The 25,828-nt window shown below is 57.2% G+C and carries 24 protein-coding genes; 11 read left to right on the top strand and 13 right to left on the bottom strand.

All coding sequences use genetic code 11. The features are described from left to right. The first annotated feature begins 40 nt into the window (after positions 1-40). From ctaD to AC2FH9_RS02470, 3 genes are all read left to right on the top strand, one after another. The gene (ctaD, locus tag AC2FH9_RS02460) at positions 41-1,714 is read left to right on the top strand and encodes a cytochrome c oxidase subunit I (protein WP_142634476.1); all 1,674 of its coding nucleotides are present in this window, start codon (positions 41-43) and stop codon (positions 1,712-1,714) included. Between the two features lie 139 nt (positions 1,715-1,853). Continuing rightward, positions 1,854-2,453, top strand: a complete 600-nt coding sequence (locus AC2FH9_RS02465; RefSeq protein ID WP_142634478.1) for a 2-hydroxychromene-2-carboxylate isomerase — start codon at positions 1,854-1,856, stop codon at positions 2,451-2,453. A 44-nt stretch (positions 2,454-2,497) separates the two neighbouring features. Next, a complete protein-coding gene (locus AC2FH9_RS02470) occupies positions 2,498-2,989 on the top strand; it encodes a DUF2244 domain-containing protein (RefSeq protein WP_496870643.1) in 492 nt (163 codons plus the stop codon). A gap of 21 nt (positions 2,990-3,010) precedes the next feature. On the opposite strand, the gene AC2FH9_RS02475 is transcribed toward AC2FH9_RS02470, so the two are convergent. Continuing rightward, positions 3,011-3,490: a GatB/YqeY domain-containing protein gene (locus AC2FH9_RS02475; protein ID WP_142634482.1), complete on the bottom strand. Its 480-nt coding sequence runs from the start codon at positions 3,488-3,490 to the stop codon at positions 3,011-3,013. Between the two features lie 184 nt (positions 3,491-3,674). Here AC2FH9_RS02475 and carA point away from each other — a divergent pair, with 184 nt between their 5' ends. Together carA and AC2FH9_RS02485 are read left to right on the top strand one after the other, a co-directional pair. Next, on the top strand, positions 3,675-4,841 hold the full coding sequence (gene carA, locus AC2FH9_RS02480; protein ID WP_496822536.1) for a glutamine-hydrolyzing carbamoyl-phosphate synthase small subunit: 1,167 nt from the start codon (positions 3,675-3,677) through the stop codon (positions 4,839-4,841). Positions 4,842-4,914: 73 nt separating this feature from the next. Continuing rightward, entirely contained in the window at positions 4,915-6,786 is a 1,872-nt protein-coding gene (locus AC2FH9_RS02485; RefSeq protein WP_496870645.1) for a glycosyltransferase, read from the top strand. A 3-nt stretch (positions 6,787-6,789) separates the two neighbouring features. Here AC2FH9_RS02485 and AC2FH9_RS02490 read toward each other — a convergent pair whose 3' ends face one another. Next, the gene (locus tag AC2FH9_RS02490; protein WP_142634488.1) at positions 6,790-7,437 is read right to left on the bottom strand and encodes a GntR family transcriptional regulator; all 648 of its coding nucleotides are present in this window, start codon (positions 7,435-7,437) and stop codon (positions 6,790-6,792) included. A gap of 99 nt (positions 7,438-7,536) precedes the next feature. Here AC2FH9_RS02490 and AC2FH9_RS02495 point away from each other — a divergent pair, with 99 nt between their 5' ends. The 3 genes from AC2FH9_RS02495 to AC2FH9_RS02505 all read left to right on the top strand — a co-directional run bounded on the left by AC2FH9_RS02495 (position 7,537) and on the right by AC2FH9_RS02505 (position 9,786). Next, positions 7,537-8,181: a pyrimidine 5'-nucleotidase gene (locus AC2FH9_RS02495; protein WP_496870647.1), complete on the top strand. Its 645-nt coding sequence runs from the start codon at positions 7,537-7,539 to the stop codon at positions 8,179-8,181. 85 nt (positions 8,182-8,266) lie between these two features. Further along, positions 8,267-8,515 (top strand): hypothetical protein, encoded by a 249-nt coding sequence (locus AC2FH9_RS02500; RefSeq protein WP_271946430.1) that lies wholly within the window; start codon positions 8,267-8,269, stop codon positions 8,513-8,515. 74 nt (positions 8,516-8,589) lie between these two features. Further along, the gene (locus tag AC2FH9_RS02505; RefSeq protein WP_496870649.1) at positions 8,590-9,786 is read left to right on the top strand and encodes a UbiH/UbiF family hydroxylase; all 1,197 of its coding nucleotides are present in this window, start codon (positions 8,590-8,592) and stop codon (positions 9,784-9,786) included. A gap of 10 nt (positions 9,787-9,796) precedes the next feature. On the opposite strand, the gene AC2FH9_RS02510 is transcribed toward AC2FH9_RS02505, so the two are convergent. Further along, positions 9,797-10,924, bottom strand: a complete 1,128-nt coding sequence (locus AC2FH9_RS02510; protein WP_496813126.1) for an aminotransferase class V-fold PLP-dependent enzyme — start codon at positions 10,922-10,924, stop codon at positions 9,797-9,799. A gap of 229 nt (positions 10,925-11,153) precedes the next feature. On the opposite strand from AC2FH9_RS02510, the gene hutC reads away from it, so the two are divergent. Beyond that, complete coding sequence (gene hutC / locus AC2FH9_RS02515; RefSeq protein ID WP_142634498.1) at positions 11,154-11,855, top strand: histidine utilization transcriptional repressor HutC; 702 nt, start codon at positions 11,154-11,156, stop codon at positions 11,853-11,855. 7 nt (positions 11,856-11,862) lie between these two features. On the opposite strand, the gene AC2FH9_RS02520 is transcribed toward hutC, so the two are convergent. Together AC2FH9_RS02520 and AC2FH9_RS02525 are read right to left on the bottom strand one after the other, a co-directional pair. Further along, complete coding sequence (locus AC2FH9_RS02520; protein ID WP_496870651.1) at positions 11,863-12,321, bottom strand: Lrp/AsnC family transcriptional regulator; 459 nt, start codon at positions 12,319-12,321, stop codon at positions 11,863-11,865. Further along, the gene (locus AC2FH9_RS02525; protein WP_271946422.1) at positions 12,318-12,773 is read right to left on the bottom strand and encodes an Lrp/AsnC family transcriptional regulator; all 456 of its coding nucleotides are present in this window, start codon (positions 12,771-12,773) and stop codon (positions 12,318-12,320) included. Before AC2FH9_RS02525 ends, AC2FH9_RS02520 begins: the two co-directional genes overlap by 4 nt. A gap of 132 nt (positions 12,774-12,905) precedes the next feature. On the opposite strand from AC2FH9_RS02525, the gene ilvC reads away from it, so the two are divergent. Beyond that, positions 12,906-13,928: a ketol-acid reductoisomerase gene (gene ilvC / locus AC2FH9_RS02530; RefSeq protein WP_496793366.1), complete on the top strand. Its 1,023-nt coding sequence runs from the start codon at positions 12,906-12,908 to the stop codon at positions 13,926-13,928. Positions 13,929-13,967: 39 nt separating this feature from the next. On the opposite strand, the gene AC2FH9_RS02535 is transcribed toward ilvC, so the two are convergent. Next, complete coding sequence (locus tag AC2FH9_RS02535) at positions 13,968-14,312, bottom strand: hypothetical protein (protein ID WP_142634506.1); 345 nt, start codon at positions 14,310-14,312, stop codon at positions 13,968-13,970. A 77-nt stretch (positions 14,313-14,389) separates the two neighbouring features. Between AC2FH9_RS02535 and AC2FH9_RS02540 the strand changes: the two genes are divergently transcribed. Continuing rightward, positions 14,390-15,298: a DMT family transporter gene (locus AC2FH9_RS02540; protein ID WP_496870652.1), complete on the top strand. Its 909-nt coding sequence runs from the start codon at positions 14,390-14,392 to the stop codon at positions 15,296-15,298. On the opposite strand, the gene glmM is transcribed toward AC2FH9_RS02540, so the two are convergent. The 7 genes from glmM to glyS form a co-directional block, all read right to left on the bottom strand. Further along, the gene (gene glmM, locus AC2FH9_RS02545; RefSeq protein ID WP_496870654.1) at positions 15,295-16,638 is read right to left on the bottom strand and encodes a phosphoglucosamine mutase; all 1,344 of its coding nucleotides are present in this window, start codon (positions 16,636-16,638) and stop codon (positions 15,295-15,297) included. The two genes, AC2FH9_RS02540 and glmM, sit on opposite strands and share 4 nt — an antisense overlap. 35 nt (positions 16,639-16,673) lie before the next feature. Beyond that, positions 16,674-17,672 carry a dihydropteroate synthase gene (gene folP / locus AC2FH9_RS02550; RefSeq protein WP_496870655.1) on the bottom strand — a complete coding sequence of 333 codons (999 nt, stop codon included), beginning with the start codon at positions 17,670-17,672 and terminating at the stop codon, positions 16,674-16,676. Beyond that, positions 17,669-18,589: a dihydroneopterin aldolase gene (locus AC2FH9_RS02555; protein WP_496700710.1), complete on the bottom strand. Its 921-nt coding sequence runs from the start codon at positions 18,587-18,589 to the stop codon at positions 17,669-17,671. The genes folP and AC2FH9_RS02555 overlap by 4 nt, the downstream gene beginning before the upstream one ends. Positions 18,590-18,689: 100 nt before the next feature. Beyond that, entirely contained in the window at positions 18,690-20,018 is a 1,329-nt protein-coding gene (locus AC2FH9_RS02560; RefSeq protein WP_496870657.1) for a multicopper oxidase family protein, read from the bottom strand. Positions 20,019-20,134: 116 nt separating this feature from the next. Next, complete coding sequence (locus AC2FH9_RS02565) at positions 20,135-20,809, bottom strand: cell wall hydrolase (RefSeq protein ID WP_496749132.1); 675 nt, start codon at positions 20,807-20,809, stop codon at positions 20,135-20,137. 153 nt (positions 20,810-20,962) lie between these two features. Then, the gene (locus AC2FH9_RS02570; protein WP_281972295.1) at positions 20,963-23,524 is read right to left on the bottom strand and encodes a putative PEP-binding protein; all 2,562 of its coding nucleotides are present in this window, start codon (positions 23,522-23,524) and stop codon (positions 20,963-20,965) included. A gap of 36 nt (positions 23,525-23,560) precedes the next feature. Beyond that, positions 23,561-25,828: a glycine--tRNA ligase subunit beta gene (gene glyS, locus AC2FH9_RS02575; RefSeq protein WP_496870659.1), complete on the bottom strand. Its 2,268-nt coding sequence runs from the start codon at positions 25,826-25,828 to the stop codon at positions 23,561-23,563.

Genomic DNA, 25,828 nt, shown 5'->3' on the forward strand with positions numbered 1-25,828 from the left:
AGGTCCGACAGCGCGGTGTAGTTGCAACAGGAGGCACCTAATGGCAGACGCAGCCATTCATGGTCACGACCATGAAGACCAGCGCGGGTTCTTTACCCGCTGGTTCATGTCGACCAACCACAAGGACATCGGGATTCTGTACCTGATCGTCTCGGCCCTGGCCGGTCTAATCTCGGTTCTGATGACTGTTATCATGCGGATCGAATTGATGGAGCCCGGGGTACAGCACATGTGCATGGAAGGGTTCCGCTTGTTCGGCAGCGGTGCCGAGCTCTGTACTCCGAACGGGCATTTGTGGAACGTGATGATCACCTATCACGGTGTTCTGATGATGTTCTTCGTGGTCATCCCTGCCCTATTCGGCGGATTTGGCAACTATTTCATGCCGTTGCAGATTGGCGCACCGGACATGGCGTTCCCGCGGATGAACAACTTGTCCTTCTGGCTCTATGTCGCCGGTACTTCGCTGGGCGTGGCCTCGCTGCTGAGCCCCGGTGGTAATGACCAGCTTGGTTCGGGCGTCGGCTGGGTTTTGTACCCGCCGCTGTCGACGAGCGAGGGCGGCATGTCCATGGACCTTGCGATCTTTGCCGTGCACGTATCGGGCGCCTCCTCGATCCTCGGCGCGATCAACATGATCACCACCTTCCTGAACATGCGTGCCCCGGGCATGACCCTGTTCAAGGTGCCGCTGTTCAGCTGGTCGATCTTCATCACCTCGTGGCTGATTCTTCTGTCGCTGCCGGTTTTGGCGGGCGCGATCACCATGTTGCTAATGGACCGCAACTTTGGTTTCACCTTCTTTGATCCGGCCGGTGGTGGTGATCCGATCCTGTATCAGCACATCCTGTGGTTCTTTGGCCACCCAGAAGTGTACATCGTGATCCTACCTGGATTTGGCCTTATCAGCCACATCATTGCGACCTTCTCGCGCAAGCCAGTCTTCGGTTACCTGCCGATGGTTTGGGCACTTATTGCGATCGGTGTATTGGGCTTTGTCGTGTGGGCACACCACATGTACACAGTTGGCATGTCGGTCCAGCAGCAAGCCTACTTCATGCTGGCAACGATGGTCATCGCGGTTCCTACCGGCGTTAAGGTCTTCTCGTGGATCGCAACCATGTGGGGCGGCTCGATCGAGTTCAAGACACCGATGCTGTTTGCCTTCGGCTTCCTGTTCCTGTTCACCGTTGGCGGTGTGACTGGTGTGGTTCTGTCGCAGGCTGGTATCGACCGCGCCTATCACGACACATATTATGTGGTTGCACACTTCCACTATGTGATGTCGCTGGGCGCTGTGTTTGCGATCTTTGCCGGAATCTACTTCTACTTCTCCAAGATGACAGGCCGTCAGTATTCAGAGTTCTGGGGCAAGGTTCACTTCTGGCTGTTCTTCATCGGCGCCAACCTGACCTTCTTCCCGCAGCACTTCCTGGGCCGTCAGGGCATGCCACGTCGCTACATCGATTATCCCGAAGCGTTCGCGCAGTGGAACTATGTCTCGTCGATTGGCGCCTTTGTATCCTTCGCCTCGTTCCTGCTGTTCTTTGGTATCGTGTTCTACGCCTTGTTCCGTGGCGCACGTGAGACCCGAAACAACCCGTGGAACGAATACGCGGATACGCTGGAATGGACCCTGCCCTCGCCGCCGCCCGAACACACGTTCGAGCAGCTGCCCAAGCAAGAAGACTGGGACAAGGGCCACGCGCACTGATCCCTCTGAACCAACAGAAAACCCCGCCAACTTGGCGGGGTTTTTCATTTCTAAGTGGCGTGCCACCGGAAATTCGCCAGATCGGTCAAAATAGGGTACTCTGGTAAAGGCAAAACAATCGGCAACCCCGAGGGTTCATATGCCCGATCTTGATTTCTGGTACTCTATCGGAAGCACCTACAGCTTTCTAACGATCATGCGCCTGGACGATTGGTGTTCTGAACACGATGCGTCCGTCACATGGCGGCCGTTCAATGTACGCACAGTGATGTCGCAGCAGAAGAACATCCCCTTTGCAGGGAAACCCGTCAAATCCGCCTATATGTGGCGCGACATTGAGCGTCGGGCGGCTAAGTACCATATGCACGCCCAGCTTCCTGCGCCCTACCCCATTTCTGACCTTGCCTTGGCAAATCAAGTAGCGCTGTTGGGAATGGAAGAAGGCTGGGGCAAGAACTTTACGCAAATTCTATATCGGATCTGGTTCGAAGAAGGTGTAGAGGCCGGTAGCGAAACCGCCCTGTCCGAAGCGCTACACCGCAGTCAGCAGGATCCCCGACTGATCCTGTCCCGCGCGCGCAGCCCCGACATTGTCGCCGCACTTGAGGCTGAAACACTACGCGCAATCAAGCTGGGCATTTTTGGCGCCCCAAGCCTGGTTGTGGGGAACGAAGTCTTTTGGGGGGATGATCGGCTGGACGATGCCCTATCGTGGGCCCGCGTCGGGCACGTCATCTGAATTTTCAGCGTCGACTCGGACGCGCTTTGGGCTATCTTCCGGCCATGCCCTACAGATGGAATCAAACCACCACTTCAGAACTTGAATTGCACCTGTGGCCGCATAACTCACTGCCGCGCCATTGGGCGGTGCGAGTTGTGTTTGGGGTCTTTCTATTCGGGCTGCTCCCGCTTTTGGCCGTGCTCGGCTCGGCCTTGCTTTGGGGGTTGCTGCCCTTCCTGCTGCTGACGGTAACGGGTCTTTGGCTGGCGATACGGTCGAACTATCGGGCCCGTAGCATATTCGAAGTCCTGACGCTGACCGGAACACAGGCGCATCTGATACATCATGACCCGCGACGGGGGCAGCAGGAATGGGCCTGTAATCGCTATTGGGCCCGCCCTGAGATCCATCAGAGCGGCGGCCCGGTTCCGAACTACGTCACCCTCAAGGGGGAAGGTCGCGAAGTCGAAATCGGCGCATTCCTGTCCGAGGAAGAGCGGATTGCGCTTTACGATGACCTCAAAGAAAAACTGCCCGAACCAGTCGCGCAGTAAACTCTCAGCATGTCACGGCAGTCAGCCGCTGGCAGCCGCACAAAGCTGATCTTTGACCATGGGCCCAACTTTCCCAAAATCCATCTGGCCAGTATAGCGTGTCTTGAGCTCGCCCATGACCTTGCCCATATCCCGGATCGACCCGGCACCAGTAGCCGTAATCGCTGATTGGATGGCTTTCGTCACCTCATCGTCGTCCAGTTGCTCGGGCAGGAATTCTTCTATGACTTCTATCTCGCGCAGTTCACGCTCCGCCAGATCGAGGCGTCCACCCTCTTCGTAAGCACGCGCACTTTCCTTACGCTGCTTGGACATTTTCCCTAGAATTTCAAGAACTTCGGCATCACCGCAACCCTTGGCTTCCTCGTTGACCGCAGCACGAGACGCGATATCCCGGTCCTTGATTGCTGCATTGATCAGACGTAGGGTCGACAGACGCTCGGCGTTCTTGTCTTTCATTGCTTGCTTCAGGGCGGAATTCACCCGTGATCGCATATCCATTTAGTTTGTCCATCCCCATGACAAAAGGAACCCCGACCATATCGAAACAAAAAGCGTGATACAACCGGGGGCCTCAACATCTAAGTCATTGATATTGCTCAATAGCCCAAAAATTGAACACACTTGACCCAAGCGCATAACCCCCTTAGGTATGCGCCGATTTACCCTGCAGGAGAGTCGCGCTATGGCCCAGAACGCCCCGTCCAAGCCCACCGCATGTCTGGCTTTGGCCGATGGAACACTGTTCTACGGGGTCGGTTTCGGCGCCACAGGCCAGACCGTGGCCGAGCTGTGTTTCAACACCGCAATGACTGGCTATCAAGAGATCATGACCGATCCTTCTTATGCCGGGCAGATCGTGACCTTCACTTTCCCTCATATCGGAAATGTTGGCGTGAACCCCGAGGATGACGAAACCGGTGATCCTGTCGCGGCCGGAATGGTCGTCAAATGGGACCCAACCGAACCGTCCAGCTGGCGGTCTGCTGAAGAGCTGAAATCATGGCTTGCCCAGCGTGGGCGTATTGCCATTGGCGGTGTCGATACCCGCCGGTTAACCCGCGCAATTCGCCAGCAAGGCGCACCTCATGTGGCATTGGCCCATGATCCTGAGGGCAATTTCGACATCCAAGCTCTGGTTTCGGCTGCGCGTGGCTTTGCCGGGCTTGAAGGTATGGATTTGGCCAAGGAAGTGACTTGTGCGCAAAGCTATCGCTGGGATGAGATGCGTTGGGCCTGGCCAGATGGCTATAAACGGCAAGAGGCCCCAGTACACAAGGTTGTGGCACTGGATTTCGGGGCAAAGCGCAATATCCTGAGATGCCTTGCCTCGACCGGGTGCGATGTCACTGTGCTGCCCGCAACGGCCACCGCGGCTGAGGTTCTGGCCCATAATCCCGACGGCGTATTCCTGTCCAATGGCCCCGGTGATCCAGCGGCTACGGGTGAATACGCAGTACCGATGATCAAAGAGGTATTGGACACCACCGACCTACCCGTATTCGGGATTTGCCTTGGTCATCAGATGCTTGCGCTGGCCCTTGGCGGTCAGACTGTCAAGATGAATCACGGCCACCACGGGGCGAACCACCCGGTAAAAGATCTCGAGACTGGGAAGGTGGAAATAACGTCGATGAACCATGGGTTTGCGGTAGACGCTCAAACCCTTCCCGACGGTGTCGTTGAGACTCATCGTTCGTTGTTTGATGGTTCAAACTGCGGAATTCGCATGACGGATCGACCGGTCTATTCGGTACAGTACCACCCAGAGGCATCTCCAGGTCCACAAGACAGCTTCTACCTGTTCGAGCGGTTCTCGCATGCGATGGCCGCCCGGAAGGCACAGGCATAATCATACAGCCTTAACGGCCTGTTAACCTTAATCGCTCCACCCTGACGCAGATTACCACGTCTGGGTTGATTGAATGGTTGAACTGAACCTGCAGCATTTCGCATCGGCCGCGCCGATTTCTGCAACGGTGCGCAAGCCTTTGGGGGCTTGCCTGATCGACCGCGGGCTGCTTTCGAACCATCAGTTGCAAAAAGCCCTGCACCTGCAATCCAGACAAAATGTTGCACTGGGCGAAATCCTGGTCGGCGAAGGCTGGGTAGATCGGTCCGAGGTTCTGACGGCGCTGTCTGAACAAACAGGATTGCAGATCGCGGACCTGGATCTGCATCCACCAAATCCGGACCTTTGCAAAACCCGCCCCGCCAGCTTTTGGCTGGATCACAACATCATTCCCTGGATGCGCATCGGTCCCATTCTGCTGGTCGCTACCGCCAATCCCGATCAGTTCGACGCAGTTCGCAAGCAGTTGGCAAAGGAAAAGCAAACGATCATACCCGTGCTTGCCGATGCGGACCGGATCGACGACGCGATCGCTAGAATTTTCTCGGAAAGCCTTGCTGAAAAGGCTGAAACCCGTGTGGCAATAGCTCAGAGTTGCCGATCCTGGACTCGGCGCTCGCGTATTGGGCCGATTGCCATAGTGCTTGGCCTCGCCACACTGTTCCTGGCGCAACCCATTCCGGGGCTGCTGGCTCTGGTCGTTTTGGCCGTTACGTCGCTTGTATTATTCCTGACATTGCGACTCGCGGGATTGCTCTCGTTTCTGTGTTACAAAGGAAAACGCCACAGTCAGACCGCCACCACGCTTCCTCTTCGACTGCCTCGCGTTTCCATCATGGTCCCTTTGTACAAAGAGCGAGAGATTGCTGGCGCTCTGATCCGCCGATTGCGACGTCTGACATATCCCAAAGCTCTTTTGGACGTCATTCTGGTTTTGGAAGAAACGGATATGGTAACCCGTGCAACCCTGGCCAAAATCGAGCTGCCCTGTTGGATCCGCACGATCGAAGTACCGGCATTAAGCGGGCTGACGACAAAACCGCGCGCGATGAACTATGCGCTGGATTTCTGTCGTGGTGACATTCTAGGCGTTTGGGATGCCGAGGACGCCCCTCTTCCCGATCAAATCGAACGCATCGTCGGACATTTCACCCAAGCCAGTGAAGACGTCGTCTGCTTGCAAGGCGTTCTGGACTATTACAACCCGCGCACCAACTGGCGGTCTCGCTGCTTTACCATCGAGTATAACAGTTGGTTTCGGGTCATTCTGCCTGGCATTGCCCGGTTGGGACTGGTGGTTCCACTTGGTGGTACAACATTTTTCTTTCGTCGCGAAAAGCTGTTGGAACTGGGCGGTTGGGATGCCCATAATGTGACCGAAGACGCGGATCTGGGCGTCCGCCTCAGCCGCGCGGGTTATCGGACCGAGATGGTTGATACCGCCACTTTCGAAGAAGCAAACTTTCGGGCCTGGCCTTGGGTCAAACAGCGTTCACGATGGCTCAAGGGCTTTATGGTCACATATCTTGTCCACATGCGCTCGCCGATCCATCTGCTGAAAGAGCTGGGTGTGCTGCGCTTCCTTGGGCTTCAGGCGTTTTTTCTGGGCACCGTCGGACAATTCCTGCTGGCCCCGGTTTTGTGGCTGTTCTGGCTTACCACATTCGGATTGGCCAGCCCGCTGGATCCCGTCATTCCGGGCAAGGTCATGACCATACTGATAGCTCTGTTCGTATTTGCAGAGATCACGAATGTGACCATCGGGATACTGGCTGTCGCCGCCCGTGAAAGACGGTTTCTGATGCCGTGGGTGCCGACAATGCCGTTGTATTTCCCCTTGGGTGTGCTGGCAGCTTACAAAGCCCTTTGGGAATTGGCTATCAACCCGTTCTTCTGGGACAAAACCCAACACGGTCAAGCCAGTGAAGAAACCTTCGACATGTGACCGTCAGCTTTCGCGACGAACCGCATCCTGCTTGAGACGCGTCATGAAAGCGACCGAGATATGCTCTTTCAACGCACGTTCCGCGGCTTGCTCGTCACGGGCGGCAATCGCCTCGACGATGCCTTTGTGTTCACTTTGCGCGATCTCACCGCGCCCGGAAACCGCAAGCGATGTCGTTGCCATCAAGGCCATTGTACGGTGCACAAGGTTCAGCTGTTGCACCAAATAGCGGTTGTGCGAGGCCAGATGGATCTGTTCGTGAAACCGCCGGTTCGCCCGAGACAGGGCGTTTGGATTGTCCACCAGCGCATCATCTTCGGCAACCATTTCCTGCAGCACCTTGATCTCTTCCTCGGTCGCGTGCTTGGCGGCCAAACTTGCAGCGAGACCTTCAAGTTCACGGCGAACGACATATAGCTCTGCCATCTGATTGTGGTCCAATGAGGCCACAATCAGCGAACGCCCGTCGCGTTCAAGCAAGGATTGGGTCTCTAACCGCTGCAATGCCTCGCGGATTGGCGTGCGCGAAACACCGAACCTTTCGGCCAGCTCGCTTTCGACCAGCCTGTCACCGGGCTTGTAGATGCCCACATCAATCGCTTCGAGAATAAGGCTGTAGGCGTCGCTGTTGGACTGCTTGGATTGGGGCATCTTTTGTTTTTCTCCTCGTTCGGACATGTCTATCCGTCTGCAGTGCGCACAATCAAGTACTGCATTGAAAACCTGCGCCGCGCGGCTTAAACGGCAGGCATGGTCAAACCTGCCTTCAGCCATGTCTCCCAATGGGTGTTCGATCTGGACAACACCCTGTACCCGCCGCATATGCGCCTGTTCGATCAGATCGAGGTGCTGATGACGGATTATGTGGTCCAGGCCATCGGCGTCGACCGGGCCGAAGCCGACCGGCTGCGATCCCATTACTGGCGCAAATATGGCACCACGCTGGCCGGGCTGATGGCCGAACATGATCTGGATCCCGACCCTTACCTGCATGCCGTGCATCAGGTGGATATGAGCCATATGGACCCGGACGTGGATCTGGCGGCACATATTCGTGCTCTGCCCGGTCGCCGCATTGTCTATACCAATGGCAGCGCGCCCTATGCCGAACGCGTCCTTGCGGCGCGTGGCCTCAGCGGTTTGTTCGATGCCATCTATGGGGTCGAGCATGCGGGATACCGTCCTAAACCCGAAAAGGCCGCATTCCAGGCCATCTTTGCGCAAGACGGAATCGAGGCAGAAAAAGCGGCCATGTTCGAAGACGATCCGCGCAATCTGGCGGCCCCGCATGAGATGGGAATGCGCACAGTTCATGTCGCACCCGAACCGCACATGGCCGATCACATCCACCATCATACAGACGACCTGACCGCCTTTCTGGCCCGCCTGCGATAGGCTGTCACACTGCGACGATCTGCACGTACTGCGACCCGGGCACCGCCCCTATATCCCAACTGCGACGAACAGAACGGAGACCCAGATGTCCGCAATCGAAATGCCCCCGCGCTCACCCATCTGGCAGCGCCTGCTATTTGCTGTTCCCCTGTTTGGTTGGATGGCGCGCGATGCGGCCGATGCAGATGGGGACGACTGGTATTACACCGCTGCCGCCATCTTCAGCATGTGGGGCTGTTCAGTGATGCTGTTTGGCTTGCCGGGCTTGTATATCCCCGCCGTCGTGATGGTGCCCGTGATATTCCTGATCCTCATCCTGATCTCGCGCGGCTGACCTGCGAGACAGGATGTCACTTGGCGCAGGCAGCGGAACCGCTCTAGGGTCGGCTCAGAACCAAAGAGGGCTCCATGAACGACCAGTGTGACATCCTGATTTCCGGCGGCGGAATTGCCGGTTTGACCGCAGCGGCGGCCCTTGGCGCGGCTGGATTCAATGTGGTCTGTGTTGATCCTACCCCACCTGTGACCCAGCGAGACGTGGACGGATCGGATTTACGGACCACCGCGTTTTTGCAACCAGCCCACGGTCTTTTGGAACAATGCGGGCTGTGGGAAAAACTCGACGCGCATGCCGCCCCTCTTCAGATCATGCGGATTGTGGATGCAGGCGGAGATGTGCCCGAGCCGCGCGTGGTGCGCGACTTCAATGCCGCGGATATCTCGGACCAGCCCTTTGGTTGGAACCTGCCAAACTGGCTCTTGCGGCGCGAAATGGTGGCCCGTCTCGCTGAACTGCCCAATGTCGATTTTCGCCCCGGAACGGGCACGGTCAGCTTGTTCACCCGTACAGCCGAAGCCCGCGTTGGCCTGAGCGACGGGACGCGCATCCGCTGTAAACTGGTGATCGCCGCAGATGGTCGCAACTCGCCCATGCGAGAGGCCGCCGGGATCAACGTGCACACCACGCGCTATGGGCAAAAGGCGTTGGCCTTCGCGGTTACACACTCGATCCCGCATCAGAACGTCTCGACCGAGATTCACAGGTCCGGCGGCCCGTTCACGCTAGTTCCCCTGCCCGACTGGCAGGGTCAGCCCTCGTCCGCGATTGTATGGATGGAGCGTGGCCCGCGCGCGGTAGAGCTGTTGAACACCAATCCGGAAAGCTTTGAAGCGCTGATGACCGAACGGTCCTGCGGGTTGTTCGGTCCGTTGAAACTGGCTTCACGCCGAACAATCTGGCCGATCATCAGCCAATCGGCAGAGCGCCTTTCGGGCGAACGCGTGGCCCTGATGGCCGAAGCCGCCCATGTCGTGCCCCCCATCGGTGCGCAGGGGCTGAACATGTCCTTGGGTGATCTGCGATGCCTGCTGGATTTGGCACAGGCCCGTCCCGAGGGCCTGGGTGACGCGCAGATGTTGGATGCCTATCACAAAGCGCGTCATACCGAGATCGAGGCCCGGGTCAAGGGTATCGACCTGCTGAACCGCGCCTCGATGATCGAAGCGCGGCCTTTACGGGACATACGTGCAATGGGGTTGAACGCGCTGTATTCGCTGCCGACCGTGCGCAAGACGCTGATGCAGATGGGCCTCGGCGTCCGCTAAAGCCCGATCGTCACAAAACTTGGTCCAGCACGCGCTTTAGACGCGCGATTGTGCCGTCAACATCGTACAGCTTGTCCAGACCGAACAGGCCCAGACGGAAGGTGCTGAACCCGTCTGGCTCATCACATTGCAAGGGTACACCAGCAGCGATCTGCATGCCCAAGGCGGCGAATTTGCTGCCGTTCTGGATATTGGGGTCCGAGGTATAACTGACCACCACACCCGGCGCACCAAACCCATCGGCGGCGACAGAAACAATGCCCTTCTCCTTCAGCATTGCCCGTACACCGTCCCCCAATGCCCACTGGGCGTCACGCAGTTTGTCAAAGCCATAGTCTCGAGTCTCAGCCATCGTGTCGCGGAAGGCTTTCAGCGCATCTGTTGGCATCGTGGCGTGATAGGCGTGACCGCCATTTTCATAGGCTTGCATGATCTGACGCCATTTCTTCAGGTCGACGGCAAAACTGTCCGAAGTCGTCTCCTCCAGCCTTGCCTCAGCCTGTTCGGATAGCATGACAAGACCCGCGCAAGGCGATGCGCTCCACCCTTTCTGAGGGGCCGAGATCAGGACATCCACACCCGTCGCCTTCATATCCACCCAGGCGCAGCCCGAAGCTATGCAATCCAGAACCATCAGCGCCCCAACCTCGTGGGCTGCGGCTGCCATCGCCGAAATATAGTCGTCGGGCAGAATGACCCCGGCCGCCGTTTCGACATGCGGCGCAAAGACCACATCCGGGCGCCCATCGCGGATCGTTTCGATGACTTCCTCGATCGGAGCAGGCGCAAATGGGGACGTTGCCGAGTTGCCGGTCTGGCGCGCCTTCAGAACTGTTGCCGACGCCGTCAACCCACCGGACTCGATGATCTGGCTCCACCGATAGGAAAACCAGCCATTCCTGACCACCAGAACATTGGCATTGCGGGCAAACTGGCGCGCGACTGCTTCCATAGCGTAGGTACCACCGCCCGGGATAACGACCACACCGTCAGCGTTGTAAACGCCTTTCAGCATCTCAGAGATGTCGCGCATCACATGCTGAAACTGAACCGACATGTGATTAAGCGAGCGATCGGTGAAGACGACCGAAAACTCCTCTAACCCATTGGGGTCAATATTGTCCAAAAGCGGGGGCATTGGTATTCCTTTCAAATTCCACGAAACGAGCGGGTGTTCGCAACTTCGCTCACTGCCTCTCAGTTACTACTGAAAATTGACCCAACGGAACCCGGTTTCCTAAGAAAATTTTAACGCCTCAAAGGCCTTATCGACAACTAATGACGCCAAACAGTGTCAGCAACCCTTTACACCCCTACGTGTTTCTGACCAGATACATACACTTTGGAGAAGAAAGGTATTTTCACTCGTGACTGCGCATAAGCGGATCAGTTTTCAGTTTGTACGTGACGAAGTAAAACGACGAATAGAAACCAGAGTTTGGCCACAGGGGTCGGTGCTGCCGACAGAAACCCAGTTGGCAGAAGAATTTAATTGTGCCCGTGCCACGGTAAATCGTGCTTTGCGGGAACTGGCAGATCAGGGCTTCGTTGAAAGAAAACGTAAAAGCGGAACGCGGGTCAAAAAAGAACCCAGCAAACACGCAAAACTGGAGTTTTCCCTGACCCGACTGGATGTCGAGGGGCAGAACTCCACCTATCGTTATGCGCTGGTCGAGCGTAATATCGTCTCCAGCCCCGGATGGCTTGCCTCTCAGTTAAGCGTCTCGCAAGAAGCGCGTGTTTTGCATATTGTCTGCATGCACTATGCAGACAACCGGCCGTTTCAACTGGAAGAGCGCTGGATCAATATCGACGCAGTTCCTGAAGTGGAACATGCTGACCTCGACACCAAAGGCCCGCATGAGTGGCTGTTGCACGCCGCCCCCTTCACCGATGCTGAAGTCGCCTTTTGCGCGATTTCGGCAGATGGACGGCTGGCTGAATTCATGGGGACAACCTCGGGGACGTCCATGATCCAATTAGAGCGCACGACATGGAAAGACGGGCAGCCAATTACCTTTGCGCGCATGACACATCATCCCGGATATTACATCCGCACTAGGTACTGAAACGGGCCTAGCCGATAGGCCCGGGTAGCCTCTCTTCGCTCAGCAATACATTGGCTTCGACATCTCCGGCCCCGGGCAAAGTCATTATCCGGCGGCGCAGAACACGTTCAAAGTCCGAGAGATCCCGTGCCACGACGCGCAAACGGTAATCATAGAGGCCCAACACATGTTCAACGGTTTGAACCTCGGGGATCGCACTGACGGCACGTTCGAAATCTTCAAGGCTGACCTGACCTTTCCGCGCTAACTTGACCCCCAGAAAAACTGTCACCCCAAACCCCAACGCTTCTGCATTCAAACGCAGGTGGCGCCCCTTTATGATCCCCGTCGTTTCAAGCCTCCGGATACGGCGCCACATCGCGGGCTGAGACAGGTCAAATCTACGCCCCAAGGCACCCGCGCTTTGCGTTGCATCCTGGATCAGAGCGTGCAGAATTTTGCGGTCGAGCTCATCCAATTCGGTCATAGCGGCAGCACCTCGTCGCTTTTGACCCGCGCGATATGCATCAATGCCTCGATATCTGCGATATGCGGTAAAGTCAGGATACGGTCACGATACAGCTGCTGGTAATGTGCCATATCCTTGGCAAGCACAGATAAGCGCACATCCACACGGCCCAAAAAGGTCTGAATCTCGATCACCTCGGGAACCTCACGCGCGACACCCATGAACTCGTCGAATGCACGCGGTTGGGTCTTATCCAGCGTCACCCGCAATGAAACCTCGACTGCATATCCCAATGCGGCCCAGTCAATGATCGCCTCTTGGGCTTGAATAATCCCGGCCTCTTGCATTTTTTCGATACGCCGCCAGCAGACACTTGTGCTGATGCGACAAAGCTCGGCCAGCTCAGCGGTTGTCAGCGTCGGGTCGGCCTGGAAATGACGCAGAAGCCTGCGGTCAACATCATCAAGCATGATTTTTTCTTTATTGCTATACTTCAAGAATAGATACTCGAGTTATCCTTGATAATTCAAGGATAACAGTATCGCTATCCTTGGAAAATCGCCTTAAAACCCACAGCAATCGAAACAGAAAGGACCAGCATCATGCGCGTCTATTACGATCGCGATTGCGACATCAACCTGATCAAAGACAAAAAAGTGGCCATCCTGGGTTATGGCAGCCAGGGTCATGCACACGCGCTGAACCTGCGCGACTCGGGCGCGAAGAATCTGGTCGTTGCCCTGCGCGAAGGCTCGCCTTCGGCTAGGAAAGCCGAAGCCGAAGGCCTGGCGGTCATGGGCATTGCAGAAGCGGCAGCCTGGTGTGATGTCATCATGTTCACCATGCCCGATGAATTGCAGGCCGAAACTTACAAGAAATACGTGCATGACAACATCAAGCCGGGTGCTGCGATTGCGTTCGCCCACGGCCTGAATGTTCACTTTGGCCTGATCGAACCGAAAGCAGGCGTCGACGTCATCATGATGGCCCCCAAAGGCCCCGGCCACACCGTCCGTGGTGAATACACCAAAGGCGGCGGCGTTCCCTGCCTTGTGGCTGTTGACACCGACGCAACCGGCAAAGCGCTGGAAATCGGTCTGTCCTATTGCTCGGCCATCGGTGGCGGCCGTTCGGGCATCATCGAGACCAACTTCCGCGAAGAATGCGAAACCGACCTGTTCGGTGAACAGGCGGTTCTGTGTGGAGGTATCGTCGAGCTGATCCGCTGCGGCTTTGAAACTCTGGTCGAGGCTGGTTATGCACCCGAAATGGCCTATTTTGAGTGTCTGCACGAAACCAAGCTGATCGTGGACCTGATCTATGAAGGCGGAATCGCCAACATGGATTACTCGATCTCGAACACTGCTGAATACGGTCAGTACGTCACTGGTCCGCGCATCCTGCCTTATGAGCAGACCAAGAAGGCAATGAAAGAGTCCCTGTCGGACATTCAGAGCGGCAAGTTCGTACGCGACTTCATGCTGGAAAATGCTGTGGGTCAACCCACCATCAAAGCCTCGCGCCGTTCCAATGACGAGCACCAGATCGAAGTGGTCGGCAAAAAGCTGCGGGACATGATGCCCTGGATTTCGGCCGGTAAACTGGTCGATCAGGAAAAGAACTGATCCTATCGTGACGCCGCCCCCCGGGGCGGCGTCATTCATTTAATGGGCGTCAAAAATTTCTATCGACGGCCCGCCAACAATATCCACATGGGTATACATCGGGTTCGAATGCTGCTCGAACCGCACCGGCTTGTCGACAACCACCGAGGGCCATTTCCCGGGCTTCTGACAGAGGAAGATGTTGAGCAGCAAATGGCTGGGATTGATCCCCTGCGGATTGGCGATAACCAACATGGGCTCGACCCCTGGATTACCAACCGTGACAATGCCCGTCACAATCAACCTAGCGGGCCCCGGAGGCATCTTGTTGTTCCAAGCATACCAATCTCGTGAAGCCACATCGTCTCCGGGCTGGCAAACAGCATTCACTTCTTTGTAGTCCATAATTTGTCTCCAAATTCTTTTTCCAATACCCCTACAATACCACACTCGCAGCTAATTGTGACGAAGCAGGCAATACCATGAGCGAACCCTCTGAAATCACCAATAAAAACTGGCTTATGGTCGCTGTACTTGGCTTCATCTGGGGCGGCACATTTATGGTCGTGGCCATCGCGCTCGAAGGGTACGGGCCCGTCACAGTAGCAACAGCGCGCACGACTCTGGGCGCGCTCACCCTTATACTGCTGTTGGGGGCGACGGGTCGCAAATTGCCAACAACCACGCGGGGCCTTTGGCCCTCAATCATCGTGATCGGCATTCTGTCGACGGCCCTACCTTTTTTGCTTCTCAGCTGGGGCCAGCAATATGTTCCGTCCGCCTTTGCGGGCCTTTCGATGGCGGCCATCCCGTTGATGGTGTTGCCACTGGCACATTTCTTTTCGGATGAGCCCCTCAACGCGCGGCGTTTTGTTGGCGTATCACTTGGATTTGCAGGCGCACTGGTGCTGATTGGCCCTGGCCTTGCACAGCTTGGTCAAGGTGCGGAACCACTGGCACAGCTGGCCTGTATTGGTGCTGCACTGTGCTATTCCTGCGCTTCTATATTCACGCGCAGATGCCCTCCGGTCGATCCGGTTGTTCTGGCTGCGCTCACTTTGCTGGTCGGCGCGGCGATCTTGTTGCCCATCATGCTGGTAACCGAAGGGGTGCCAAATTGGCATGGCGCACGGCCTAGCCTCGCCATAATCGCATTGGGCCTTGTTCCGACCGCCTTTGCCACGTTGTTGCGCGTCTCGATTATTCGCAGCGCCGGGTCTGTTTTTCTGACGCTGGTCAACTACCAGGTTCCGATATGGTCGATGGTATTTGGCGCGTGGATTCTGTCCGAGGCATTGCCGATACGGTTTTACGTTGCTCTGGCGATGATCCTGACCGGGCTAGCGATCAGCCAGTGGTTCAGCCTGCGCAGAATGCTTGCCGGTCGCTAGCCTGCAACCGCCGCGACCTCAGCAACGATACTGTCAACGACTTGGGCCAACAGCTGATCATCTTCACACTCCGCCATGACGCGGATCAGAGGTTCAGTGCCGGATTTACGGATCAGTAATCGGCCTTTTCCTTTCAGACGCTCTTCGGCATCCGAGATTGCGGCTTTCACACCAGTTGTTTCCAGCGGGGCCTGCCCCTCGCCATAGCGCACGTTCTTCAACAGTTGCGGTACTGTTTCGAACTGAACCGACAGTTCGGATGCGTTGCGCCCGGAATGTACCATTTCAGCCAGGAAATGCAGGCCCGCCATGAGGCCATCGCCTGTGGTGGCATAATCGCTCATGACGATGTGGCCAGATTGTTCACCACCCAGGTTGAAATCTCCTTCACGCATCCGCTCGACTACATAGCGGTCGCCTACGGCCGTTCTTTCAAGCCTGAGCCCCTGCGAACCGATATGGCGTTCGAGACCAAGGTTGGACATGACTGTCGCGACCAAAGCGCCGCCGCGCAAGCGGTCTGCCTTGGCCCAAGAGGTCGCTAACAACGCCATCAACTGATCGCCGTCGGCCACGTGTCCGTGCTCATCCACGATCACAACCCGATCGGCATCACCATCCAGGCAGATCCCGACATCGGCCCCGTGCGCCACCACTGTTTCAGCTGCAAGCTGAGGTTTGGTCGAACCGCAATTCAGGTTGATATTCTTACCGTTAGGAGATGTGCCTACAGGAATGACCTCGGCCCCAAGTTCCCACAAAACTTCGGGCGCAGTGCGGTGCGCGGCGCCATTGGCGCAATCCACCACCACTTTGAGACCGTCCAGTCTAAGATCGCGGGATAGCGAAGATTTCACCCGCTCGCCATAGCGAAACCGCGCATCGTCTACCCGGCGGGCCCGACCGATATTTTGCGCCTGCGCAGGCTTAACCCCTTCTTCGATCAGCCGTTCAATTTCAATTTCCGCCTGATCCGACAGCTTGAAGCCATCAGGCCCGAAAAACTTGATCCCGTTGTCTTCGGCGGGGTTGTGACTGGCCGAGATCATCACGCCCAGATCGGCGCGCATTGACCGCGTCATCAGGCCGACAGCCGGCGTTGGAACTGGTCCCAGCAGCAAAACATTCATCCCGGTCGAGGTCAGCCCCGCCGTCAGCGCGTTTTCCAGCATATACCCAGACAGGCGCGTATCCTTGCCAATAACAACACGGTGCACGCCGGATTGGTCACGTCGGAAGTACCGCCCAACCGCGGCCCCCATGCGCAGGGCCATCTCAGCCGTGATCGGATGCGTATTGGCGGTGCCACGCACCCCATCGGTTCCGAACAGCTTGCGCATTGGTATCTCTCCGTAAATTCTTGCTTGCGACCGGATTACCGGACGGCGGCCCATAGACGCAAGGCCTGAGCGGTTTCAGCGACGTCATGAACACGAAGGATCTGCACACCCTGTGCCAATCCGGCCAGCCCCACGGCGATAGATCCCGGCGCACGGGCATCTTTGCCGGGTTCTTTGCCTATCTGACCAATAAACCCCTTTCGGGACACGCCCAGCAGGATCGGACACCCCAAACCGTGAAACAGGCTGAGATTCTGCAGAAGGATAAGATTGTGCTTTTCGGTTTTGCCAAATCCTATGCCCGGGTCGATAACGATCTGGTCCCGGCTCATGCCGAGGTCTTCAAGAAAACCAACCTGCCCATGTAGGAAGTCATAAACATCCAGCAAAACATTGTCGTAAGTCGGGTCATCCTGCATCGAACCGGGATCGCCCTGCATGTGCATCACGCAGACAGGGGCTCCGACCTGGGCACAGAACGGCGCTAGGTCCGGATCGAAGGTAAAGCCCGAGACGTCGTTGATCAGCCCTGCCCCGGCTTTCCAAGCGGCTTTGGCAACGGCGGCTTTGCGGGTATCTATGGAAATCAACGCATCGGTGGCCGACCTGATCGCCCTGATCAGCGGTTCGGTCCGGGCGATTTCTTCATCTTCAGGCACAAAACTTGCGCCGGGGCGCGTCGACTCGCCACCGATATCGAGAATCCTGGCGTCCTGCGATACCATGTCCCGCGCCGCAGCCTGTGCCGCCTCGACCGAGTTATGCACCCCGCCATCCGAGAAACTGTCCGGCGTGGCGTTGAGGATCCCCATGATCTGAGGGCAATCCATCGCAACTCCAGAAACAGCTGCCCGTGGACGTGTCAGTCGATCCAGCACATCCCCCGGAACCTGCGCAGCCGGGATGATGCACGCGGCTTCAGTCCGGCTCAGACGTTCGACATGGGTAAACCACAGCTTCTGACCGACTAAGGTCACCGCCCCTTCAGGGCGCGCCTCACCATGCTGAACCAGGGGTCGGTAGTAAGCAGTCACAGATTCGCCTGATCCACCGGCACAGCGCGCAGCGGAATCTGCGGCGAGTCCGGCAGGGCGCCTCCGAAAACCAACAGCTCACTTGCTTCGAAAGTCGCGGCAAACCATGCCGCCAAAGCGACCGCGTCAGAGGGTGCGGCAGATGGCCCATCCACCGCATCAAGAACGATCTTGGACGGGGCCCAAACGCAAATCTGTCCGTTCTTCATGGCCCAATCCAATTCAGTCCGCGTGGAAACGACGACACAGCGGAGGTCACGCGCGGCCAATACCCAGGCGTTTTGCTCGATGGCCAAAAGGTCGATCCGGCGTTGTGTCATGGCGTGCCCCGTTTGTGAAACGGCCATATCCGCCGCCCCAACGCATAGGATCAAGGGACGTTTCCGGTTCTCCAACTGGTCGATCCAACCGGTCAGATTGTCCGAAGCGATTGCTTCGTTTGACAGGAAGGCCAAACGCGGGTGCGGACGCTCTTCCTCGACCAGATCGTGGTGAGTTGCATCTTTACCGCGCACGATCTCGACGCCCAAAGCGCCGGGTCCTCGATCCAGTTTTTCTATTCTGACAAAAGCTCTTACGGCTTGAGGCTCAAGCAAAATTCTTTCCGCAATCCGATCTGCCAAAGTTTCCAGCAGGTTCAACCGCTCGGCTGACAGTTCAAAGGCGATAGCCTCGGTCACACGATCATATGACAAAATGCGATCAACATCATCGTCAATCGGATCGGTCAAAGGGCGCACTTCGACAACGATATTAAAGCAAATGCGTTGCGTCGTTCCGCGCTCTGCCTGAAAAGCGCCAATTTCGACCTCGACAATATGGTCCCGCAGAGAAATGCGATCCAGAGGTCCCCGCGTGGCTGTCGCTTCGGACCGCTCGGAGGGGTGCGCAAAGGCAAGACGGATTTCAGAACTCATGCGGTTGACCCTTTGGGCTTGGTGGATTTTTCGGACCTATTTACACATTGCAGGCCCTATAACACTGCAACAAGCGCCATTCCAGTCTTCGAATGCGGCGTCAGCTGACGCGAAACCAGCTCATCATTCCCGATGCTGAATGACCCAGCATATGACAGTGCAACAACCAGTCGCCTGGATTGTCAGCAATCAGCGCGATTTTACGGGTCTGACCCCGCCCTATCAGTATTGTGTCGCGCCAGGGGCCCAGCGTGCCGTCATCCAGGATGATGCGGAAATGGTGCCCATGCAGGTGCATAGCATGGGAAAATACCGTTTCATTGACAAACTCAATCTGATGAGCACTTCCCAATCGCGCATCCAGAAACGGCTCATCCGGTCGATCAGAATAGCCATTCAATGCCCAAAACCTCCCGAGTTGGGCCAATTCACGGCCTGATAGCTCGGTCTCGCCCATATTGGCGGAATCCAGCCAGCGCATGGCCCCGCCTTGCAGCGTCATGCGATGGATCGGTGCGTCGTCCAGCCGAACCTTAGGCATCTCATTTGCTGGCAAAGGGTGGATTCCAGTCCTGTTTGCCGCCGCCCGTCCGGCCACCGCAAGCCGAACCAGACCGAAGCTTTCACCGCGTTCTTGACTAACAAGCCCGGCAATCTGACCCTCATCACTTTGCACATCCACGATCAGATCCATCCGCTGAGCAGGTGCAAGCGGGACGTTCCCAGAAAACGGCAAAGGGTCAACCAGAGGCATTCCATCCAAAGCGACGATCCAACCTGTCAGACCATCAAGCCCCAGATCGAATATCCTGGCATTTGCCGCATTGATCAGCCGCAGCCTCAGGCGCGCGCCGCGCGCCACTGCATATTCTGGATCAAACTGGCCATTAACTGTGACGAGATTACCCAAACGCCCGGCGTGGCTGAGGTCGTGCTGGTTATCAAAATCTTCTACGATCTGCCCGGTTTCCGGGGTCAACCTCCAGTCGTCCAGGACAAGGGTCAAATCCTGATCCACATCAGGCAGATTATCTTCTTCGACAATCAATGGGCCGTAGAGGCCACGCGCAACCTGCTCCATGGATCGGTTATGGGCATGATACCAATATGTTCCCGCATCCGGGACCACAAAGTCATAGGTAAAACTGTGGCCAGGCTGAACAGCGTCCTGCGTCAGACCCGGAACTCCGTCCATTGCATTGACAATCCGAATGCCATGCCAGTGGATCGTAGCGGGTTGGGGCAAATCGTTTACCAATCTGCGCCGGACGCTTTGCCCTTTGCGCAGGCGAATTTCTGAACCGGGCACATTTCCACCAAAGGACCAAACCGAGGTCTCGGGGTACCCGTCAGGGGCCAGCTGTCGGGAGACGATCTGGGCAACCAAATCATCTATTGCGGCATGCACTGCCTTGGGCAACAGCAACATTGCTGTACCGGATTGCAAAATCTGTCTGCGTGATAACACCAATACGGGCCTCCTGGACCCGCAATCTAAACCGATTTTCGTCCCGCGCCAGTAGGGTTCCAGCGCGGGTGCGTCAATCAGTTACTCGCCGTCTGATAGTTGTGACGGTAGAAAATATGGACACCGATACGCGCGGTTTCCTTGTAGACCTTGGCCCAAGACGGGCGCACTGCGGTCGTGTGATAATGCGTAGCCCCTTCGGTCAGCTTTTTGGCATCCCCGTCGATGGCTGTACGCGCAACTTTTGCCACACGCTCATAGGCCTTCTTTTCACGGATCACTTCTTCTTGACCGTCACAGGTATAGGTGAATTGGCACTGGTATTTCTTACCTGTGCCCTGATTGATCACACCACACAGCGTGTCGGGAAAGCGGCTGCTGGCAACACGGTTGAGGATAACCTCCGCCACAGCAAACTGACCGCGCACACCTTCGCCGCGCGCTTCAAAGTACAACGCCTCGGCCAGGCACTTGAACTGTTCGCCTCCGGTGGCGGTGGGTTGCTCGTCCAACCAGCTCTTGGAGTAGGACACTTCTTTCGGCTCAGGCTCCTGTCGGGGCTTGAACAAATTCAGATAATCGCGAAAATTCTGACCGGGCAGTTCGCTACGGGCGACCAGCTCACGTTTCGCAGTATCGGTTGCTTCCCTCTCAGCGAAGGACACACTAGGCAGCATGGTTGTCGCCATAACGGCAACAGCCAGAATATATCTTAGCATCAGATAACCTCGCACAGGCACATTCTGCGCCATACCCTCCCCCGGCGGGCGCGATGAGGCTCATACCGAATTGAATCGGAAACGTCCAGATCAGAAGAAGATGCAAGTGGAAAATCGCCGTAACGTCAAAATAAGTTGACGACGGCTACCTTCTTTTCCCACTAATCCTTGGGTCGGCCGTTACTGTCAACCCCCAAGTCTGGACGAAATCGCCAGTTGAGCGGCAGCCAGCCGAGCGACAGGTACCCGGAAGGGTGAACATGACACATAGTCGAACCCCAAATCCCGACAAATTGCGATTGATTCGGGGTTTCCGCCATGTTCACCACAGACCGACAGGGTCACGTCCGGCTGAACCCGGCGTCCGCGTTCAGACCCCAGCTTCAGCAATTCCCCTACACCATCGGGATCTAGCACGTGGAACGGGTCCTCGGCGAAAACACCCTGACGCACATAAGCAGACATGAAACGACCAGCGTCATCACGAGACAATCCGTAGGTCATTTGGGTCAAATCATTGGTGCCGAAGCTAAGGAACGCAGTTTGTGGAGCGATTTCGTCCGCCCGCAGGCAGGCACGCGGCGTTTCCACCATGACCCCCAGCCGATATTCGAACTCTTGCCCTCGTTCAGCGGCTACCGACGCCGCAACCGTGTCTATCCGAGATTTGACAAGCTCAACCTCGCGCTTGGCCGAAACCAGCGGTATCATCACCTCGGGGACCACCAGAGCGCCCTCTTTGCTGGCCTCAAGCGTCGCCTCAAAGATTGCCCGGGCCTGCATATCATAGATTTCCGGCACCGTGATGCCCAGCCTGACGCCGCGCAATCCCAACATCGGATTATATTCGGTCATCTCGGCGACACGGCGTTCCACATCCGAAACCGGCAGATCAAGTGCCTCTGCTAATTCACGCTGGCCACTGCGAGTCGTGGGCAGGAACTCATGCAACGGCGGGTCGAACAGGCGGATACAGACCGGTTGACCTTCCATAATTCGAAAGAGTTGCACGAAATCTGCGCGTTGCATCGGAAGCAGACGTTCCAGAACCGCCGCACGACCGGAAGAGGTTTGGGCAAAGATCATTTCGCGCATCACGATCAGGCGGCCGGGATCAAAGAACATATGTTCCGTCCGGCACAGGCCGATCCCTTGTGCCGAAAAGTTCCGAGCGGTCTGCGCATCCGCAGGCGTATCGGCATTGGCGCGGATCTCAATATCACGTTCGGCGTCTGCCCAGCTCATAAGCGTCTGAAAACAATCGTCTAGCGCCGCCTCAAGCATCGCGGGCTGCCCCGCCAGAACCTGCCCCGAAGTTCCGTCTATCGTCAGCTTGTCGCCCGTTTTGAAAACGCGGCCATCCTGAGCTGTCAACATCTTCTCTTTGGTCTGAAACCGCATTTCAGAGGCGCCAACGATGCAAGGCAGGCCCAAGCCGCGACCGATCACGGCCGCATGGCTGGTCATCCCACCCTTTTCGGTCAGAACAGCCACTGCGGCGTGCATTCCCCGGACATCTTCCGGGGACGTCTCTCGGCGCACCAGAATACAGGGCTCGCCCCGCGCGGCACTGGCCTGCGCCTCGGCCGCAGTAAACACAAGCTTTCCGGTTGCCGCCCCTGGACTGGCTGCAATGCCTGTGGTCAGCACATCGCGGCGCGCGTCGGGGTGAACCTGCCGGTGCAGCAACTCGTTCAGAGAATGCGGATCGACCCGCATCACCGCCTCTTGCTGAGGAATGATGCCATCCTCGGCCAACCGAACGGCAATCCGCATGGCAGCACGGGCACTGCGCTGCACGCGCACACCGTCCAGAATGTGAACGTGCCCATTTTCGATGACGAATTCGACCTGCATTTCCTCACGCAGCTTTTCGCGCATGATTGCAGCATGTGCCTTGAGTTCCGCGAATGCCTTGGGCGCAACTTCCTCAAGCGACTTACCACGCGGATCCTTTTCCAGATACAGCGCGGCGACCCCCTCGCCCAACGCATCGCGACCCTGGCTTTGGCTGAGGTAACGACCGGTTATCTGCTGCAGCCCTGTTGTCGGATCAATCAGTTGCAGAACGCCGGACCCGCATTCGCCCTGCCCCACACCCGGGACCATCTCTTGAATGACCAGGCCCAGACCTGCATCTGCTGGCGCACCTTTTGCCTGGCGTAACAGCCGGGCTGAGGTTCCATCCCATGCCCGCGCCATCGAACGCAGAACCGCAACCAGCTGCTCACCACGATCCTGTGGGAAAGGCTCGTCGGTTTCATCCTCATAGGCCCGCAACGACTGGCGCAGACCTTCCAGCCCATCGGCCTCGATGTCGTCAAACACATCCGCATCCAGACGCGCCACATGAATGGCATAGCTTTGAACAAAGCGCAGCGACAGTGCAGCCGCGGCCTCGTTCCCCATCTCGTCTGACAGATCCACATAGCGCGCATCATTCATACCGATGTTGAGGATTGCCCCAGGCCCGCCCCAATCGGGGTCCTCGGAACTTGGACGAACACATAGCAGCGCCGCCTCGTCGAACTGTTCGAGAATGGCCGCAATGTCGGGCACCTGCCCGCCGGCGATCCGCTGCACTGCATCAAAGGACAATGCAACCGTTCGTGGTACGGGAAAATCCAGCCGAACCAGACGCTGCAGGCATTTCGCGCGCCCGCCATGAGTATTCGCCGCTACGGGCGCTTCGGCTGTGATCAGAGTGGTATGCGGGTTATTCTGCACTGCGGCACCTTTTGGTTTCACCGCAGCATAGGCCCCTGCGCCCGTGGCGCAAGAGCGTTAACCTTCGATTCGGACCAGATCGGCCACGCTGGAACAGACCTTCCTGATCTGGCTGAGCAGGTTCAGGCGGTTGCGGCGCAGGATGTCATTGTCGGTATTGACCTGCACATCCTCAAAGAACGCATCCACCGGCCCGCGCAGCGCGGACATAGCCGTCATCGCGGCCGGGAAATCTTCGGACGCCAGCGCTGTGCCGATCTGTGCCTGAGCCTGATCCAATGCTGCAAACAGCGCTTTCTCGCTGTCTGTTTCGGCAAATTTCACATCTGCACCATAGGAGTATTCCACCCCATCCTTCTCTTCCGCCTGAGACAGGATATTGTTGGCCCGCTTGAACCCCTGCACGAGGTTTTCCCCATCCTCGGTCGCGATCACCGCATTCAGAGCACGGGCACGTTTGACTAGCAGGTTGAGGTCGTCATTCCCGTCCATCGCGATACAGGCGTCGATGATGTCGTGACGAATGGCTTCATCGCGGAGGAAGGTTTTGAGGCGGTCGTGGAAGAAAGAGAGGAGGTCGTGCAGGCACTCAACTTCCAATTGGTCGGCAACCGGCACACCCGCCAACTCCAGCAACTCAGATTCCTGGCCTTCTCTGTCAATCCGATCCGAGATCAAGTTGTCTACAATTGCACCGGCTTCTTCCTTGGTCTTTCCAGTGGCGATGGCCACCTGATCGATCAATGCTTCTTCATTGTTAAAAAGATCAGACCACTCCCTACGAGAGAACCCGGTCCTGTGGGCGCGCTCTGCGTTAGAAAGAGGTTCGATCAACGGCATATTTAGGCTATTCTCCAAAACCAACCGAATAACCCCCAGCGCCGCACGCCGCAGGGCAAACGGGTCTTTGGACCCGGTGGGCTTCTCGTCAATCGCCCAGAACCCGGTCAGCGTGTCCAGCTTGTCGGCCAGCGCCACGGTCACCGACAGCGGTGCAGTCGGCACGTCATCCGACGGCCCCAGCGGCGAGTAATGCTCCTGTGCCACGGCGGCGACAGCAGCATCTTCGCCTGCAGCCTCGATGTAATACCGCCCCATAAGCCCCTGAAGTTCGGGAAACTCATAGACCATTTCCGAGTTCAGATCGGCCTTGGCCAGACGCGCGGCTTTCTCGGCCTGATCCGCATCTGCTCCGACTACTGGCGCCAGTTCGCGGGCTAGTGCTGCGATGCGGTCAATCCGTTCCGCCTGTGTGCCCAGCTTGTTGTGGAAGGTCACATTCTGCAGCGCGCGGGTCCACTGAGGCATATCCGACTTGGCAATGCGCAGGTCATTCTCCCAAAAGAACTTGGCATCAGCCAGACGCGCCGACAACACCTTTTGGTTGCCCGCCAGAATGGTCGCACCATTGTCGACGGTCTCGCGGTTGGCGACGGTGATAAAGCGTTCAATCCGACCGGATTTGGGGTTTTTCACGGAAAAGAACTTCTGATGCTCTTTCATCGAGGTTTGCAGTACCTCGGGCGGTAATTCGAGGAACTCCTCGTCGATCTGCCCCATCAGTACCACGGGCCATTCGACCAGCCCGGCCACCTCGGCCAGCAGGCCCTTGTCGTCAACCACTTCCAGACCGGCGGCAAAAGCCATGTTCTGCGCGTCATTCCAAATATGTTCGGCGCGTTCCTCAGGCGATAGCACCACAAAAGCGCGTTTCAGCTTGGCGGCATAATCCTCAAACGACGTTACAGAAAACCGGTTCGGGGCCATAAAGCGGTGACCCTCGGTTGTGTCGCCGGATTTGATCCCTTCGACCTCAAGAGGCACGACCTGCGCGCCGGTCTCATCATTGAGGATGCACAGGATCGAATGCAGCGGACGCACCCAGCGCATCGGGCCACTGCCCCAGCGCATCGACTTGGGCCAGGGGAAATTGCGGATCGTCGCCTCAAGCACGTCGGCCACGATGTCAGCCGCCGGGCGGCCGGGCTTTTCGATCATCGCGAAATAGACCGCACCTTTGGGCGTTTCACGCTCTTCCAACTGGTCGCGGGTCAGGCCGGCGCCGCGCAGGAAGCCTTCGATGGCCTTATCGGGTGCGCCCACTTTCGGGCCTTTGCGTTCCTCGCGGATGGACGGGCTTTCGGCCAGCAAACCCTCGACCGCCAGCGTCAGGCGGCGGGGCGTGGTCAGAGAGGCGGCCCCGGCATAGGTCAGACCGGCCTCGACCAGACCATCAGTGATCCGCTTTTTCAGGTCTTCACCGGCACGGGTTTGCATGCGTGCAGGGATTTCCTCGGAAAACAGTTCGATCAGCAGGTCGGGCAT

It is taken from the genome of Ruegeria sp. CDSC081 (assembly GCF_059610485.1).

What these genes read in the sequence shown, in the direction of transcription:
- glyS (WP_496870659.1), bottom strand. Translation starts at nt 25,828, where the DNA reads ATGCCCGACCTGCTGATCGAACTGTTTTCCGAGGAAATCCCTGCACGC.
- AC2FH9_RS02505 (WP_496870649.1), top strand. Translation starts at nt 8,590, where the DNA reads ATGAACGACCAGTGTGACATCCTGATTTCCGGCGGCGGAATTGCCGGT.
- carA (WP_496822536.1), top strand. Translation starts at nt 3,675, where the DNA reads ATGGCCCAGAACGCCCCGTCCAAGCCCACCGCATGTCTGGCTTTGGCC.
- AC2FH9_RS02470 (WP_496870643.1), top strand. Translation starts at nt 2,498, where the DNA reads ATGCCCTACAGATGGAATCAAACCACCACTTCAGAACTTGAATTGCAC.
- AC2FH9_RS02485 (WP_496870645.1), top strand. Translation starts at nt 4,915, where the DNA reads ATGGTTGAACTGAACCTGCAGCATTTCGCATCGGCCGCGCCGATTTCT.
- AC2FH9_RS02495 (WP_496870647.1), top strand. Translation starts at nt 7,537, where the DNA reads ATGGTCAAACCTGCCTTCAGCCATGTCTCCCAATGGGTGTTCGATCTG.
- AC2FH9_RS02500 (WP_271946430.1), top strand. Translation starts at nt 8,267, where the DNA reads ATGTCCGCAATCGAAATGCCCCCGCGCTCACCCATCTGGCAGCGCCTG.
- AC2FH9_RS02490 (WP_142634488.1), bottom strand. Translation starts at nt 7,437, where the DNA reads ATGCCCCAATCCAAGCAGTCCAACAGCGACGCCTACAGCCTTATTCTC.
- AC2FH9_RS02475 (WP_142634482.1), bottom strand. Translation starts at nt 3,490, where the DNA reads ATGGATATGCGATCACGGGTGAATTCCGCCCTGAAGCAAGCAATGAAA.
- glmM (WP_496870654.1), bottom strand. Translation starts at nt 16,638, where the DNA reads ATGCGCAAGCTGTTCGGAACCGATGGGGTGCGTGGCACCGCCAATACG.
- AC2FH9_RS02520 (WP_496870651.1), bottom strand. Translation starts at nt 12,321, where the DNA reads ATGACCGAATTGGATGAGCTCGACCGCAAAATTCTGCACGCTCTGATC.
- AC2FH9_RS02555 (WP_496700710.1), bottom strand. Translation starts at nt 18,589, where the DNA reads ATGAGTTCTGAAATCCGTCTTGCCTTTGCGCACCCCTCCGAGCGGTCC.
- AC2FH9_RS02540 (WP_496870652.1), top strand. Translation starts at nt 14,390, where the DNA reads ATGAGCGAACCCTCTGAAATCACCAATAAAAACTGGCTTATGGTCGCT.
- AC2FH9_RS02535 (WP_142634506.1), bottom strand. Translation starts at nt 14,312, where the DNA reads ATGGACTACAAAGAAGTGAATGCTGTTTGCCAGCCCGGAGACGATGTG.
- ctaD (WP_142634476.1), top strand. Translation starts at nt 41, where the DNA reads ATGGCAGACGCAGCCATTCATGGTCACGACCATGAAGACCAGCGCGGG.
- AC2FH9_RS02525 (WP_271946422.1), bottom strand. Translation starts at nt 12,773, where the DNA reads ATGCTTGATGATGTTGACCGCAGGCTTCTGCGTCATTTCCAGGCCGAC.
- ilvC (WP_496793366.1), top strand. Translation starts at nt 12,906, where the DNA reads ATGCGCGTCTATTACGATCGCGATTGCGACATCAACCTGATCAAAGAC.
- AC2FH9_RS02465 (WP_142634478.1), top strand. Translation starts at nt 1,854, where the DNA reads ATGCCCGATCTTGATTTCTGGTACTCTATCGGAAGCACCTACAGCTTT.
- AC2FH9_RS02560 (WP_496870657.1), bottom strand. Translation starts at nt 20,018, where the DNA reads ATGTTGCTGTTGCCCAAGGCAGTGCATGCCGCAATAGATGATTTGGTT.
- AC2FH9_RS02565 (WP_496749132.1), bottom strand. Translation starts at nt 20,809, where the DNA reads ATGGCGCAGAATGTGCCTGTGCGAGGTTATCTGATGCTAAGATATATT.
- AC2FH9_RS02510 (WP_496813126.1), bottom strand. Translation starts at nt 10,924, where the DNA reads ATGCCCCCGCTTTTGGACAATATTGACCCCAATGGGTTAGAGGAGTTT.